At 61.1% G+C, this 15,164-nt stretch carries 8 protein-coding genes; 2 read left to right on the forward strand and 6 right to left on the reverse strand.

The window, feature by feature from the left end:
- Nucleotides 1-35: 35 nt before the first annotated feature.
- From murG to glgP, 4 genes are all read right to left on the reverse strand, one after another.
- Nucleotides 36-1,133, reverse strand: coding sequence for an undecaprenyldiphospho-muramoylpentapeptide beta-N-acetylglucosaminyltransferase (gene murG / locus J4862_RS06635; RefSeq protein WP_211788341.1), 1,098 nt, complete (start codon nucleotides 1,131-1,133; stop codon nucleotides 36-38).
- Nucleotides 1,111-2,445 (reverse strand): FtsW/RodA/SpoVE family cell cycle protein, encoded by a 1,335-nt coding sequence (locus J4862_RS06640; RefSeq protein WP_211788342.1) that lies wholly within the window; start codon nucleotides 2,443-2,445, stop codon nucleotides 1,111-1,113. Before J4862_RS06640 ends, murG begins: the two co-directional genes overlap by 23 nt.
- Entirely contained in the window at nucleotides 2,438-3,823 is a 1,386-nt protein-coding gene (gene murD / locus J4862_RS06645) for a UDP-N-acetylmuramoyl-L-alanine--D-glutamate ligase (protein ID WP_211788343.1), read from the reverse strand. The genes J4862_RS06640 and murD overlap by 8 nt, the downstream gene beginning before the upstream one ends.
- Nucleotides 3,824-4,226: 403 nt before the next feature.
- Complete coding sequence (glgP, locus tag J4862_RS06650) at nucleotides 4,227-6,803, reverse strand: alpha-glucan family phosphorylase (RefSeq protein ID WP_211788344.1); 2,577 nt, start codon at nucleotides 6,801-6,803, stop codon at nucleotides 4,227-4,229.
- A gap of 591 nt (nucleotides 6,804-7,394) precedes the next feature.
- Here glgP and J4862_RS06655 point away from each other — a divergent pair.
- Entirely contained in the window at nucleotides 7,395-8,306 is a 912-nt protein-coding gene (locus tag J4862_RS06655; RefSeq protein ID WP_211788345.1) for a hypothetical protein, read from the forward strand.
- Between the two features lie 1,630 nt (nucleotides 8,307-9,936).
- Entirely contained in the window at nucleotides 9,937-10,836 is a 900-nt protein-coding gene (locus J4862_RS06660) for a DUF3078 domain-containing protein (protein WP_211788346.1), read from the forward strand.
- Between the two features lie 90 nt (nucleotides 10,837-10,926).
- Here J4862_RS06660 and trxA read toward each other — a convergent pair whose 3' ends face one another.
- Together trxA and dnaE are read right to left on the reverse strand one after the other, a co-directional pair.
- Nucleotides 10,927-11,241, reverse strand: a complete 315-nt coding sequence (gene trxA / locus J4862_RS06665; RefSeq protein WP_211788347.1) for a thioredoxin — start codon at nucleotides 11,239-11,241, stop codon at nucleotides 10,927-10,929.
- A 49-nt stretch (nucleotides 11,242-11,290) separates the two neighbouring features.
- Nucleotides 11,291-14,989, reverse strand: coding sequence for a DNA polymerase III subunit alpha (gene dnaE, locus J4862_RS06670; RefSeq protein WP_211788348.1), 3,699 nt, complete (start codon nucleotides 14,987-14,989; stop codon nucleotides 11,291-11,293).
- Nucleotides 14,990-15,164 lie beyond the last annotated feature (175 nt).

Raw genomic sequence — 15,164 nt, forward strand, 5'->3', positions numbered from 1 at the left:
CTAGTTATTCGGGGGAGTAGTGTGCGCTCGCTGCGCTAGGGGACGAGCTTCGCCAGCTCATCCACGATACGATCGGCCGCCTCCGTGAGAGCGAGCTTCTTGATCTCGGTGGAGAGGCTCTGACGCTGGGGCGCGTCGGCCAGCAGCGCAAGGGCCTTGGGCGTCAATACATCGTGCGCCTCGGCGTCGGTGACGAGGATGGCCGCACCACGCGTGGAGAGCGCCAGCGCGTTCTTCGTCTGATGGTCCTCCGCTACATTGGGTGAGGGGACGAGGATCGTGGGCTTGCCGAGGTGGCAGAGCTCGGAGATAGCGCTCGCCCCTGCACGCGATACGACGACGTCCGCCAGCGTATAGGCCAGATCCATGCGCTGGATGAAGGGCGCGCAGTAGACGGGGAAGCGGTAGCCTGCGAGCAGCTGCTGTGCCTTGTCGGCAAAGCCTGTCCCCGTCTGCCAGATGAGGGCTGCACCCGACTGCTCCCATTCCTGCAGTCGCGCACCGATGGCCTCGTTGATGCTGCGCGCACCGAGGCTGCCGCCTACGACGAGCACCACCTGCTCGGTGTCGGCAGGCAGGCGGAAGTACTCCAGCGCCTCTGCACGCGTCGCGCTGAGCTGCTCGATGGCGGGGCGAATCGGGTTGCCCGTCAGGACGATCTTATCCTTGGGGAAGAAGCGCTCCATCTCGGGATAGGCGACGCAGATCTTCGTCGCCCGCCGCGCGAGGAACTTATTCGTCACGCCCGCATAGGAGTTCTGCTCCTGGATGAGCGTGGGGATGCCGAGGCTCTGAGCTGCCTTGAGCGTCGGGGCACTGGCATAGCCCCCCACGCCGATGACGACCTGGGGCTCGAACTCGCGTATGAGGTCGCGGGCTGTGACCAGCGCGCGGAGGAAGTCCTTCAACACCCCTACGTTTCGCCAGATGCGCTTGCGATCCAGCCCACGTATGTGTAGCCCCTTGATGCGGAAGCCTGCCTGAGGCACGCGCTGCATCTCCATACGGCCTTCGGCGCCGATGAAGAGGATGTCGATCTGGGGATAGCGGCGCTGCAGCGCCTCGGCGATTGAGATGGCAGGGAAGATGTGCCCGCCCGTACCGCCGCCACTAATGATGGCTCGCTGTATCATACTCAGTGCTGGATAGAGAGGGGTGATAGGCCAGGGCCTGCTCGTCGGGAGCCTCGGCACGCTCCAGTGCTTCGGCGGCCTCCGCCTCCGCCAGACGTCGTGCCTCGAGCTGGCGCTGCTCCTCGGCCCAGAGCTTGTAGGCACGCTCGGAGCGGCTCATCCCGATCATGATGCCGAAGGCGATGCTGGTGGCGAAGATGGAGGAGCCCCCGAAGCTGAACATCGGCAGCGTCTGACCCGTATTGAAGAGCCCTGCGCCGACGGCTAGATTGACCAGCGCCTGCAGGGGGTAGATGATGGCGAAGCCGCGCAGCACGTTCGCCCTATAGGCGCTGGACTGACGCCGCGCCTCGCGTAGGATGAGCCACATCCATAGGACGTAGAGCCCCGGCAGGACGAGGAGGCCGAGCCAGCCGTATTCCTCGATGGCGATGGCGTAGATGTAGTCGGAGTAGGCCAGGGCTAGGGCGCTGCGGAACTTACTTTGCCCTGGACCGACGGGCAAGAGGTTCTTGGACGAGGCGATAGCCATGCGTCCCATGTCCTCCTGACCGCCCATATTGATCTCGCGCACCTCGCCCTTGGCGACGCTGTGCTCGTCCACCTTACGCTCGATACGGGCGCGCCAGGTCGAGGCACGGCCGGGCAGCCACGAGGGCGGCAGCGTCATCAGGGCGATCCCACCCAGTAGCGCCAGCCCCACGGTGACGCGGACGAACCAACGGAAGGAGCGCCAAGGCGCACGCAGCACGATGCTGTAGATGCCGATGAAGAGGACGAAGATGATCCCCGTAGAGAGGTTGCTGCTCGCCAGGATAGCGATCAGGATGCCCGAGAGGACGTAGTAGGCGGTGAACTGCTTCCAGCGCTTGGGGTTGCGCTTCCAGCTATTGCCCGCCGCTACGGCGCCCCACAGGACGAGAGCGATACGCATGAGCTCGGAGGGCTGCACCGAGATGCCAGCGATGTAGATCCAGCGCTCGGCGCCGTTCTTGCCCGAGCCCGCCACGAGCAGCCAGGCGATGAGCAGCGGCATGGCGAGCATCATGAGACGCGGCGCCCAGTTCCTCATGAAGCGCGAGGAGAACTGGCTGACGATGGCGCAGAGGACGAAGCCTCCGAAGAGGAAGAGGATATGCTTGAAGATAGGCATACCACTGCCTGCCTTGTACACCTCGCTGCTGATGGCGCTCGAGACGATGAGCGTCGAGAGGATCATGAAGGCGATGTAGAGCGCCCACAGAGCCCCGTTGCCATCCAGCAGGCGCTGCACCAGGCTGCGCCTATCGACTACCTCGTGCAGGCTATCCATGGGCCTCGGCGTCCTGGATGAGGCGCTGCACGACGCTGCGGAAGCTATCCCCGCGGTGGATGTAGCTCTTGAAGAGGTCGAAGCTAGCACAGGCAGGCGAGAGCAGCACCGTATCTCCAGGCTGCGCCATAGCACGGGCATGGTCGATGGCCTCCTCCATGCTGAGGGCGGAGGCGATCTGGGGTACCTCGCCGTGGAAGGTCTGGTAGAGCTTCAGGACGTCGGTCGTGAGGAAGACGAGGCCACGCGCCCCAGCCTTCACCAGCTCGCTGATGTCCATGTAGTCGTTGCCCTTGTCCTGCCCCCCGAGGATGAGCACGTAGGGTGTGGTCATGGTGCGCAGGGCGTAGTAGGTGCTGCTGACGTTGGTCGCCTTGGAGTCATTGATGTAGCGCACGCCGTCCAGCACGCCGACCTTCTCGAGGCGGTGAGGGACGTTGACGAAGTCCGTCAGTGCACCACGAAGCACCTCCTCACTGACGCCGAGCCGTAGGGCGGCGATGGAGGCAGCCATAGCGTTCTGCAGGTTGTGCGGCCCCTGGAGGGCGAGCTGATCCAGCGGGAAGGAGAAGTCGTGCCCCTCGAAGTGGATGCGCATCGTGCCCTCGTCGCTCTTGTCCGCTGCCGAGCCTACCTGCGGGTAGGTCAGGAAGGGCAAGCACTGCATGGGCATAGGCTGGTGCGTCATCACGTAGCGGGAGACGAACTCGTCCTCGCCCCAGTAGATGAAGGCGTCGTCGCTGGTCTGATTCTGCAGGATGCGCATCTTGGACAGGGCGTACTCCTCGAAGTTGTAGTGATAGCGGTCGAGGTGGTCGGGCGTGATGTTCATCAAGAGGGCGACGTGCACGCGGAACTCGTGCATATCGTCCAGCTGGAAGCTGCTGAGCTCGATGACGAAGTAGTCGGGCTGCTCGTCGGTCATGACCTGACGGGCGAGGCTGAAGCCCACATTACCCGCCAGTCCCACGGAGAGCCCTGCCTCGGAGAGGATGTGGTGCAGCCACATCGTGGTGGTCGTCTTGCCATTGCTCCCCGTGATGCCGATGACCTTCGTCCCAGGGCGCAGGTAGCGACCCGCCAGCTCAATCTCCGAGATCACGGGGATGCCTGCAGCGCGTATAGCCTGCATGATCGGTGCCTTCTCGGGGATCCCGGGGCTCTTGACGATCTCGTGAGCGCGTAGGATCAGCTCAGTGCTGTGCACGCCCTCCTCGTAGGGGATGGCAGCGGCCTCGAGCTCCGCCTTATACTTATCTGCTATCGTGCCATAGTCCGACACGAAGACCGTGAGGCCACGGCTCTTGTAGAGGAGCGCTGCCCCTACACCACTCTCGCCTGCTCCGAGGACTACGGCCTCGTACTTGACTTCCATCATGATTGTCCTGAGATATCTAGCTTGTGTCCGCTCGGCTAGGGCCCTACGTGAGGGGCTAGCTGGGTGCGGGCTACTTGTCCTACAATTTTAATCATTTCCCCCCACATAGCCAAGGCACTAGCCACGCTCGGGCGACACGGTACCGCCCGCAGCTGCCAGCATCTCGCATGAGGCTAGGGGCGAAGGCAGGCCCTCTGGCAGAGCGCCCCCGCCTAAGCTCAGGGGAAGCGAAGGCCTCAAGCCTCACCAAGCTCGCTGCGAGCACCCCTATATATAAGGAGTACCAAGCCCGCCGCCTCCCAAAGGCCAGCGGGGCGACAGCCCTACCCCGAGGCACGCTGTCGCCCCGCTAGGAGCTATACTATAGTAGATCGCGGGCGCGCCCGCGAGTCTCTTGGGAGGGCTAGCCGAGGGCTACCCAGCGTACGAGTGCGAAGTCCATCTGGTGGGGCAACTCGGGGTGCGTGGGCAGGATGCGCAGGGCACGCTTGAAGTGCCCGGGCTTGCTCTGGACAAAGTTCAGCTCGTAGGTGCAGCGGCTGCCCGTGCTGTCGATCAGGCGCAGCGGCGTCTTCTCGACCAGCTTGAGCTGCCCCTTATCGTCCTCGGCGGCATCGACGAGCTCGACCAGCAGGTCGCAGCTGAGGGCGCCCTTGTCGAGGACGAGCTGGATCGTCTCGGTGCTGCCCGTGTGGCGCTGACCCGAGCTACCGATGCTGTGGCCATCGTTGCTGACGCTGACGATCTGCAGGCTATCCCAGTGCGCCAGGACGCCGTGCTTCCAGCCGACCAGCTCGTGGGCGATGGCGTTGTTATCCGCATGCAGGCGTGCCGAGCGAGCGGCCAGCTTGCAGTAGAAGCGCTCGAAGTAGTCGTCCATCATACGGCGCATCGTGTAGTGCGGCGCGATGTAGTTCATCGAGTTCTTCATCGTCTGGACCCAGCCCTCAGAGAAGGCCTTGCCCTCGCGGTTGAAGTAGAGGGGTACGATCTCCTTCTCCAGCAAGTCGTAGATGGTCGTAGCGTCGAGCTTGTCCTGCAGGCTCTGGTCGGTGAAGGTACGCTTGTCCGTCAGGGCCCAGCCAGCCCCCTCACGATAGCCTTCATACCACCAGCCGTCGAGGACGGAGAGGTTGAGCACGCCGTTCATCTCGGCCTTCTCCCCCGAGGTCCCCGAGGCCTCCAGCGGACGTGTAGGCGTATTCAGCCAGATGTCGACGCCCGCGATGAGCTTGCTCGCCAGACGCATATCGTAGTTCTCCAGGAAGATGATCTTGCCGACGAACTCAGGGCGGCGGCTGATCTCCAGGATATACTTGATGAGCCCCTGCCCCCCGCCGTCGGCAGGGTGCGCCTTACCCGTGAAGAGGAACTGCACGGGGTACTTAGGATTGTTGACGATACGCTCCAGACGCTCCAGGTCGGTGAAGAGCAGGTGCGCACGCTTGTAGGTAGCGAAGCGGCGACCGAAGCCGATGAGCAGCGCGTTGGGGTTGATGCCCTCCAGTACGCTCATCGTCGTCTCGGGCGCAGCACTGCCGCGCAGCCACTTCTCCCCGTAGAAGGTACGGATATGCTCGATGAGGCGGTGCTTGATCGTCAGGTGCGTATCCCACAGCTCCTCGCTGGGGACGGACTGCACGCGCGACCAGGTCTCCTCGCTCGTCTGCTGCTTGATGAAGTCCTCACCGAGGTGCTTGCGGTAGAAGGCCTGCCACTCGGGCGCAGCCCAGGTGGGGAGGTGTACGCCGTTGGTGACGTAGCCCACGTGCAGCTCCTCGGGGAAGAAGCCTCGCCATACGGGGGCGAACATCTGCTGCGACACACGGCCGTGGAGCAGGCTCACCCCGTTGGCCTCCTGGCAGGTGTTGAGGGCGAAGACGCTCATGGAGAACTTCTCATCGCTCCCGGGATGCTCACGACCGAGGTCGACGAACTCGCCCCAGGAGATCCCGAGGCGCTGAGGCAGATGGCCGAGGTACTTACCGAGGAGGTCCTCTGCGAAGTAGTCGTGCCCTGCAGGTACAGGCGTATGCACGGTGTAGAGCGAGGAGGCGCGCACCAGCTCGAGGGCCTCGTCGAAGCTACGACCCTCGCCCTCGACGTAGTCCAGCAGACGCTGGGCGTTCATGAAGGCCGCGTGGCCCTCGTTCATGTGGTAGACGTCCTTCTTGATGCCGAGCTTGGTGAGCAGCTGCACGCCCCCCATCCCGAGGAGGTACTCCTGCTTCATACGGTTCTCCCAGTCCCCACCATAGAGCTGGTGGGTGATGGAGCGATCCCATTCGCTATTCTGGGCGATGTCGGTATCGAGGAGGTAGAGGGAGATACGGCCGACCTTGACCTTCCACACATAGCAGTAGACGGTGTGGCTGGAGTAGGGTACCTCGAGGACGAAGGGCGTCTGCCCGTCCTGCTGGAAGACCTGCTCGAGGGGGAGCTGGGCGAAGTCCTGCGCCTCGTAGCTGGCCTGCTGCTGGCCCTCGGGGCTCAGCGTCTGGGTGAAGTAGCCATAGCGGTAGAGGAAGCCCACAGCCGTCATACGGACGTTGCTATCGCTGGCCTCCTTGAGGTAGTCCCCAGCCAGGACGCCGAGACCACCCGAGTAGATCTTGAGGACATTGGTCAGCCCGTACTCCATGCTGAAGTAGGCGACGCTGGGGCGCTCGGTGTCGGCGGGTTCGTCGATATAGGCCTTATAATCGGCATAGACAGCCTCGAGCTCGGCCATCAGGGCGGCATCGGTGGTGATGCGCTGGATATCCTCGCTGGAGAGCTGGCGGAGCAGCATGACGGGGTTCCCCTCCGTGGACTCCCACAGCTCGGGCGAAAGAGTCTTGTAGAGGTGGTGGGCACGTGGGTTCCATACCCACCAGAGGTTGTGTGCTAGTTCTTCTAGTCGTGCCAGCTCAGCGGGGAGCTGGGCATAAGCGTAGATACTGGTCCATACAGGATCATTCGCGCGCTTGCTTGCGATCATAGTGCAATGATGATTCAGTCCAATCGTATTAAAGTGGGCGTACCCCTCTATTTTTGTCGCACAAAGATACATAAATCTCTCTGCCCCTGCCTCCCGAGCGGCTCAAAGCGCCCCGCCCTCGGGGCACTCCGCTCGCCCCCACCCCAGGCAAAACATTTCCCACAGCCAAATAATCGCTCCCCCAGCCCCCAGCGCGCCCTCCCCTCCCCCTTAAGGCAGCTCCCATCCAAAGCCCAAGCTAAGCCGCATCCGCACACAAGTCCGCCCGTCCCCCTGCTCCGCTGCGGCGTGCACTGCACCCCGCCTCCTAGCCTCGCTGACCCCTATCCCTCAGCACGCTGAGGGATACCCCTCACGCCCGCCACGGATGTCCCTCACGGCGCTGACTGATATCCCTCAGCACCCCCTCCCCTTATCCCCAGCCGCGACGCGAAGCTCTTCGGCCCTATGCTTAGCCCTGGGGAGGAATAGCTGCCCAAGGACGGGACGAGACACCTCTCGGTAGGCTGGGCGGGGCCCTATTGCTTGTCCTAGAAAGATTTTATACTTTTGTTACAGTTCACCATACCTAACTTAACAACTCAAGCACATATGAAGAGACTAGCAAGCATACTACTCATAGCAGCGGCCCTCGGCTCCTGCTCCAAGGGGAATACGGACAGCCCTACGCCACCAGCGCCACCAGCACCCTCCACGTCCCAGATCTCCCTCGTACCCGCACAGCCGATAGACTACATCAGCAAGATCGAGGAATATGTAGTACATGGATATTCCAATCGTGGGAGGGCTCTTGTCAAGACATACACCTTCGAATATGACGGCCAAAAGCGTTTGATTTCCTTTTCTCTGAGCTCTGATCCTAAAGTGAAACATCCGTGGACGATCACGTACGATGACCGCACGATCACCATACGTGATAAGGATGGAATGCCCTCACAGATCTTGACACTCGACCCTCAGGGGAGAGTATCAAAGCACGAAGACATCTATTACAAAAAGAACAAGGAGGGGGGCTTAGTCCAGGGGGAGTCAGCGGTCGAGAAGGATTACACCTATGACAGCAAGGGATACTACCTATCCCATACCTCGCCACGATACGACTCCAGCGCAGAATGGCAGGACGGCAACTTGGTAAAGCGCACCTATACCAATTCAACTGAGACACCTAGTCGTATACCCCAGGTATTGACTCATGAGTATAGCTCCATACCTAATCGTTCCTTTCCCGACCTCAACTTTATCATAAAACGCTTCGTGGGCTGGTCTGGGGAGCCGCAGCCGTACCTTTGGTCTCACATTCAAGGGCTACGCTCTGCCAAGCTCATCTCCTCCCAAGCACTACCCCTCTACGAGAATGATGGAACTCCCCGAGGGCCGATGGAGAGTCGATGGGCCTACAAATTAGATGCTAAGGGGAGACCCATCGACCTCGAGATGAGCTTATTCTTTCACAACTTCTGGGATAGAGGTATGGCCTATGTCATCACCTATCTAGACAAGTAGTCTTCGCTACATCCGCATACCTCATCCTCAGAGGGAGGCGCCTCTTTAGGTGCCTCCCTCTGATGCTTCTAAGGAGAGCGCACCCCGCTCCTAGCTCGATCTTGCGAAACAGGCAAATCCCCCTTAATGCCGCTTGCTCCCCGAGCCACAGCACCTCCCCCTCCGCTTCGGCGTGCGCTGCGCCCCGCCCCCTATCCTCCCTGACCCCTATCCCTCAGCGCGCTGAGGGATACCCCTCACGCCCGCGACTGCCGTCCCTCACGGCGCTGACTGATACCCCTCAGCCCAGCCCAGCCCTTAAGGTTGTAGACCGTCAGCTTACCCCCTACCCGCTCGCACCCCGTGCAAAAGGAGCTCAGCCCTCAGAGTTATAGACCGTCAGCTTACCCCCCTACCCCGCTCGCAGCTCGTGCAAAAGGAGTCCAGCCCCTATAGGGGCGATCCATCCAAAGCCCAGGGTGCGTAGCCCTGCAAGGGCGACCAAACCCTGGGTAGCCTAGATAAAGAAAAAACAAAGCCCTGCAGGGGCGATCCTTAAAGCGTCCACAGGGCAGTAGTACGATACGCTCTCCCACTTGTCCGCTCTAGGGGTCGCCCCTGTAGGGCTACCTTGGAATGGGTATGACTAACCCAGGGTTTGGTCGCCCTTGCAGGGCTACGCACCCTGGGCTCTGAAAGGGTCGCCCCGCTAGGGCTTCGGAGGCGCTCGTCCAAAGCTAATGGCAAGGCACACGAAGCAACACGCTTGACCCGCCCCACTCGGAGGAACAGCAGTGGGCGGCCAAAGGCGCACCAGACTAGGCAACATAGGAGGGACGAGGTGCAGGGAGAGCTGCTCGCCATCGCACCATTAGCCTAGAGCAAAGCATAATGAGCTTGTCAGCCCCGTACTCAGCTTGTGCAGGAGGAGCTCAGCCCTCAGAGTCTAGACCATCAGCTCGCCCCCTACCCCGCTCGCAGCTCGTGCAAAAGGAGCTCAACCCTCAGATTTCTAGACCGTCAGCTTACCCTCTACCTCACTCGCAGCTCGTGCAAAAGGAGCTCAGCCCTCAGAGTTCTAGACCGTCAGCTCGCCCCCTACCCCGCTCGCAGCTCGAGCAAAAGGAGCTCAACCCTCAGAGTTCTAGACCGTCAGCTTACCCCCTACCCCGCTCGCAGCTCGTGCAAAAGGAGCTCAGCCCCTATAGGGGCGATCCCTCCAAAGCCCAGGGTGCGTAGCCCTGCAAGGGCGACCAAACCCTGGGTAACTTGGGTCAAACAAAGACAGAGCCCTGCAGGGGCGATCCTTAAAGCATCCGTAAAGCCGTAGTACGATGCGCTCCCCCGCTTATTCGCTCTATGGGTCGCCCCTGTAGGGCGCTTTCTTGGGGTGGATATGACTGACCCAGGGTTTGGTCGCCCTTGCAGGGCTACGCACCCTGGGCTCTGAGAGGGTCGCCCCGCTAGGGCTTCTGAGACTATTCGTCCTAAGCTAATAGCTAGGGCTACGACGCGGGGACGTTCGTCTTCGCAGCCTCATACGCGGGGGCGCGCTCTATTAAATACTGTAAAAGACTTATCTTTGCGGCCGATCGCCACTGCTAGGCTGGCGGATAATCACACAGACAGTAATCACAAAAACGACAACAAGATGAAGCAACTCTTTCTCTCTGCCCTCCTCCTGCTTTCCTCGGGAGTGGCTATGGCGCAGGACGCTCCTGCGACGACGGACTCCAAGTGGAAGGTCGGTGGTATCACGGGCCTCAACCTCGCCCAGACCTCGCTGACCAACTGGTCCGCTGGGGGTGAGAACTCCATGACCTGGAACCTCTACCTCAACGCTACGGCGAACTACAAGGGCGAGAAGTGGAGCTGGGACAACGCCCTGATCACCGACTTCGGGAAGACCTTCACCTCGAGCAACAAGTGGCTCAAGAGCATGGACAAGATCAACCTGACCAGCAAGCTCGGCCGCTCCATCTCGCAGCACTGGAACGTGTCGCTGCTCGGGGACTTCCTCTCGCAGTTCGACCTCGGCTACGACGCCTCTACCAATCCCAACATCGCGGGGAATAAGGACAAGTACATCTCCAAGTTCTTCGCCCCTGCCTACCTGACGGTCGCTGCAGGTATGGACTACAAGCCCAACGACAACTTCTCCCTGCTGCTCTCCCCCGCCACGGGTAAGATGACCTTCGTCCTGGACAAGAAGCTCTCCGACGCAGGTGCCTTCGGCGTAGAGCCCGGCAAGAAGCACCTGGCGCAGCTCGGTGCGCTGGCCGTAGCCAACTACAAGCAGGATCTGGCGTCCAACATCAAGCTCGTCACCAAGCTGACCCTCTTCACGCCCTACGACAAGGACTTCGGTAACGTCGACGTCAACTGGGATATGATGCTGGCCTTCAAGATCAATAAGTTCCTCACCACGACGCTGACGACCAACCTCATCTACGATGACAACGTCAAGACGGTCGACGGTGCAGGCAATCCCCGCGGTGCCAAGGTACAGTTCCGCGAGGTCCTCGGCCTCGGTCTGGCCTATAGCTTCTAGGAGCCGCGACTAGCCCCCAAACAAAGAGCCGCCCCCAGGTCACACGAGGTGACCTGGGGGCGGCTTCTTTACTTAGCCTCAGGCGGAGGACTAGAGGGCTGCGTCTACAGCCTTCTTGAGCGTGTCGTAGTCCTGGGCGCCGACGATCTTGTTGACGAGCTCACCGTTCTTGATGAAGAGGATGGTGGGGATGTTGCGGATACCGAAGCGGCTGGGCAGCTCCTGGTCACGGTCTACATCGCACTTGCCGATGACGGCCTTACCCTCGTACTCATGGGCGAGCTTCTCGATGTGGGGACCTACCAGCTGGCAGGGTCCGCACCACGTTGCCCAAAAGTCTACGACGACTAGCTGGCCGCTCGTAGCGAGCTGCTCGAAGTTCTGGCTGTTGATTTCTAGTGCCATGATTCTTTCCTTTCTTACTTAGTGTTACTATTATATTGGTCTATGCTCTCTAGCGTACCGACATCACGATACCACTGGCGCGACAGAAGTCCAGCAGCTGTGGCGTCGGCTTGATGGGATTGCGGTCGTAGCTGAGCTGTACGTCGTGGCGACCCGTCCCATCGGTGATACGAATAGATAACATAGCTTCTCCTGGATTGTTCGTAATGAACTGGCTAAGCTCCTCAATGACCTCTTGGCTGACGGCGCGCACATCGATCTCGAGGTGCACAGCGCTCATCGTCGTGTCGATGACCTCAGAGAGTAGGGAGATGCGACTGACCGAGAGCTCCAGCTCGTCGCCATAGCGGCGACGCTGTACCGTCCCCTGCACGAAGATGAAGAGCCCCTTGTGGCAATACTGCTGGAAGTTGACGTAGTTGCTGCTGAAGAGCGCTAGGTCAAAGGAGCCGAAGGTATCCTCGATCGTGATACGCGCATAGGGGTCGCCGCGCTTGGTGAAGCCGTTGTACACCTTGGAGACCATACCGCCGAAGGAGACCGTACGCCCTTCGCCGACCGCCTCGAGGTCGTTCAGCTCGAGGGCATTGACGGGGCAGTAGCACTCCAGCAGCACACGGTAGGGGTCCAGCGGATTGCCCGAGAGGTAGAGCCCGACGAGGTCGCGCTCGCGGTTGAGGCGCTCCAGATCGCTCAGCTCTACATAGTGCTCGGGCGGTGTGGGACGCGGTAGCTGCATGGCCTCCTCGTCTTCGCCGAAGAGCGAGGACTCATTGCGGCTCTGCTCGGACTGCAGCGTCTGGGCATAGCGCACGAGGGCGGAGAGGAAGTTGTCGTCCCTGAAGTTGCTCTCCAGAGGCGCCGTGTAGAGCTCGCGCTGGTAGCCGAAGCTATCGAAGCCGCCCGCGAAGATGAGGCTCTCGAGCGTCTTCTTATTGATCACCGAGATAGGCACGCGCTCGAAGAAGTCATAGACGTCGCTGAAGGGCCCGTGCTCCTCCCGCTCGCGGATGATGGCCTCGACGGCCGAGCTACCCACACCCTTGATGGCGTTGAGCCCGAAGCGGATGTTGCCCTCCTGGTTGACGGCGAACTTGAAGTCTGACTCATTGACATCGGGGCTCAGCACCTTGATGCCCATGGCGCGACACTCGTCCATCAGCTTGATGATCTCGGTGATGTTGCTGAGATTGCGGCTCAGCGCCCCAGCCATGTACTCGGCGGGATAGTTCGCCTTGAGGTAGGCCGTCTGGTAGGCAACCCAGCTGTAGCAGGTGGCATGACTCTTGTTGAAGGCGTAGGAGGCGAACTTGGCCCAGTCGGCCCATATCTTCTCCAGCGTCGCCTTGTCGTGGCCATTCTTGGTCCCCCCGTCGAGGAACTTCACCTTGAGGGCGGCCATCTTGTCCGCGAGCTTCTTCCCCATCGCCTTGCGGAGCTCATCGCTCTGCCCTCGGGTGAAGTCGGCGATCTCACGCGAGAGGAGCATCACCTGCTCCTGATAGACGGTGATGCCGTAGGTATCCTTGAGGTAGCGCTCCATGCAGGGCAGGTCATAGGTGATGTCCTTGCGTCCGTGCTTGCGGTCGATGAAGTCGGGGATGTAGTCCATAGGCCCCGGGCGGTAGAGGGCATTCATCGCGATGAGGTCCTCGAAGGTCGAGGGCTCCAGCTCGCGCAGGTACTTCTGCATGCCGGCGGACTCGAACTGGAAGGTCCCCACCGTCTTGCCCTCGGCGTAGAGCTGGTAGGTCTTAGCGTCGTCTATGGGGATGCGGTCGATGTCGATCTCTAGGCCGCGGCTCTTCTTGATATTGAGCAGGGCCTCCTTGATGACCGAGAGCGTCTTCAGCCCCAGGAAGTCCATCTTGATCAGCCCCGTGGACTCGATGACCGAGCCCTCGTACTGCGTCACCAGCATGCTCTCGCCCGTAGCCTTGTCCTCGGCCGTGCTGAGGGGCACGACATCGCTGATGTCCATCTTGCCGATGATAATCCCGCAGGCGTGGACACCCGTGCTGCGGATGTTGCCCTCCAGCATCTGGGCGTACTTCAGCGTATCGTGTAGCAGGGGATCAGGGCTCAGCGAAGCCTTCTTGAGCTCCTCGACGTACTCGATGGAGTCGGCGATGCTGACGCCCTTCTTGTCGGGGATCTTGTCGGGGATGAGCTTAGTGAGGCGATCGCTCTCGTTCAGGGGGAGCTTCTGCACACGAGCCACGTCCTTGATGGCGCTCTTGGCGGCCATCGTGCCATAGGTGACGATATGCGCCACGCGCTCATAGCCGTACTTATCCGTGACCCAGCGCAGGACATCGGCGCGACCATCGTCGTCGAAGTCCACATCGATATCGGGCATGGAGATACGGTCGGGGTTGAGGAAGCGCTCGAAGAGCAGGTCGTAGCGTATCGGGTCAATATCCGTGATGCCTAGACAGTAGGCCACGGCCGAGCCCGCAGCCGAGCCGCGCCCTGGGCCTACGAAGACGCCCATATCGCGAGCGGCAGCGATGAAGTCCTGCACGATGAGGAAGTAGCCGGGGAAGCCCATACCCTTGATCGTAGCCAGCTCGAAGTCGATGCGCTCCCGCACCTCCTCCGTCAGTCCCTCCTCGCCGTACTTGCGCCGAGCGCCCTCGTAGGTGAGGTGTCGCAGATAGTCGTCATCGTCTTCGTAGCCCTCGGGGATGGGGAAGTCGGGCATCAAGGGGCCGTGGTCGATGCTGTAGAGCTCGACCTTGTCGCAGATCTCCTGGGTCGCCGCCAGCACCTGGGGGACGTCGGCGAAGAGCTCGTACATCTCGCTCCGCGTCTTCATCCACTCCTGCTTGCTGTAGCGCATGCGCTTGGGATCATTGAGGTCCTTGCCCGTGCTGAGACAGATTAGGCGATCGTGCGCCTCGGCATCCTCCTCGTTGAGGAAATGGATATCGTTGGTCGCGATGACCTTCACCCCGTGCTTCTGCCCTAGCTCTAGCAGCACCGCATTGACGCGCTGCTGCAGCTCGTAGGTCTCCTGATTGCCCAGCGGGTTGGTCGTCTTGTGACGCTGCAGCTCCAGGTAGAAGTCCTCCCCGAAGATCCCCTGAAACCACTCGATGCTCCGCTCGGCCTCCTCGATGTTCCCATTAAGGATGTGCTGCGGGATCTCCCCGCCGAGGCAAGCTGAGGATACGATGATGCCCTCATGGTACTCCTCCAGCAGCTCCTTGTCGATGCGGGGGCGGTAGTAGTAGCCATCGATCCAGGCGCGGGAGACCATCTTGATGAGGTTCTTGTAGCCGGTGAGGTTCTTAGCCAGCAGGACGAGGTGCCAGCCGCTGTTGTCTATGGACTGGGTGGGGCGATAGGGGTTGGGGACGTTGGCCTCCTTCTTGAAGCGAGAGCGGCGGGCGCAGTAGACCTCGCAGCCGAGGATGGGCTTGAAGAGCGGCCGAGCCTCGGCCGCCGCCAGCTGCGCACGTAGCTCCTCGAGTCGTGCCTCCTCCTCAGTCGTGCGTGCCTCCTGTTCCTCGAAGGCAGCGATCTGCTTCGCGAGGTCCTTGCGCTCCCCGAGCAGCGGGGCGTTCTTCTTGCTGACGTAGTCGTAGAACTCCTTGATGCCGAACATCGCCCCGTGGTCGGTCAGGGCGATGCCACTCATGCCATCCTTGATGGCCTTATCTACCAGCCCCTTGACAGAGGCCTGACCATCGAGAAGCGAGAACTGGGAGTGCACATGTAGGTGTACGAAGGGCTGATTGTCCATTATCACGTGAGTAAGGGGAAGGAGGGCTGCGGCCGTCTCGCCGCTGCGGGATACAAAGATACGGGAATGCCCGCTATCGCTCGTCTTCCTTTACCCAAGCCGCTCTATATAAAGCATCCGCGCTCCGCCCCCTCAAGCGAGGGAGCGGAGCGCGGTGCATTTGGGGGGCAGCAGG

Source organism: Porphyromonas sp. oral taxon 275, from assembly GCF_018127745.1.
Classification (GTDB): Bacteria; Bacteroidota; Bacteroidia; order Bacteroidales; family Porphyromonadaceae; genus Porphyromonas.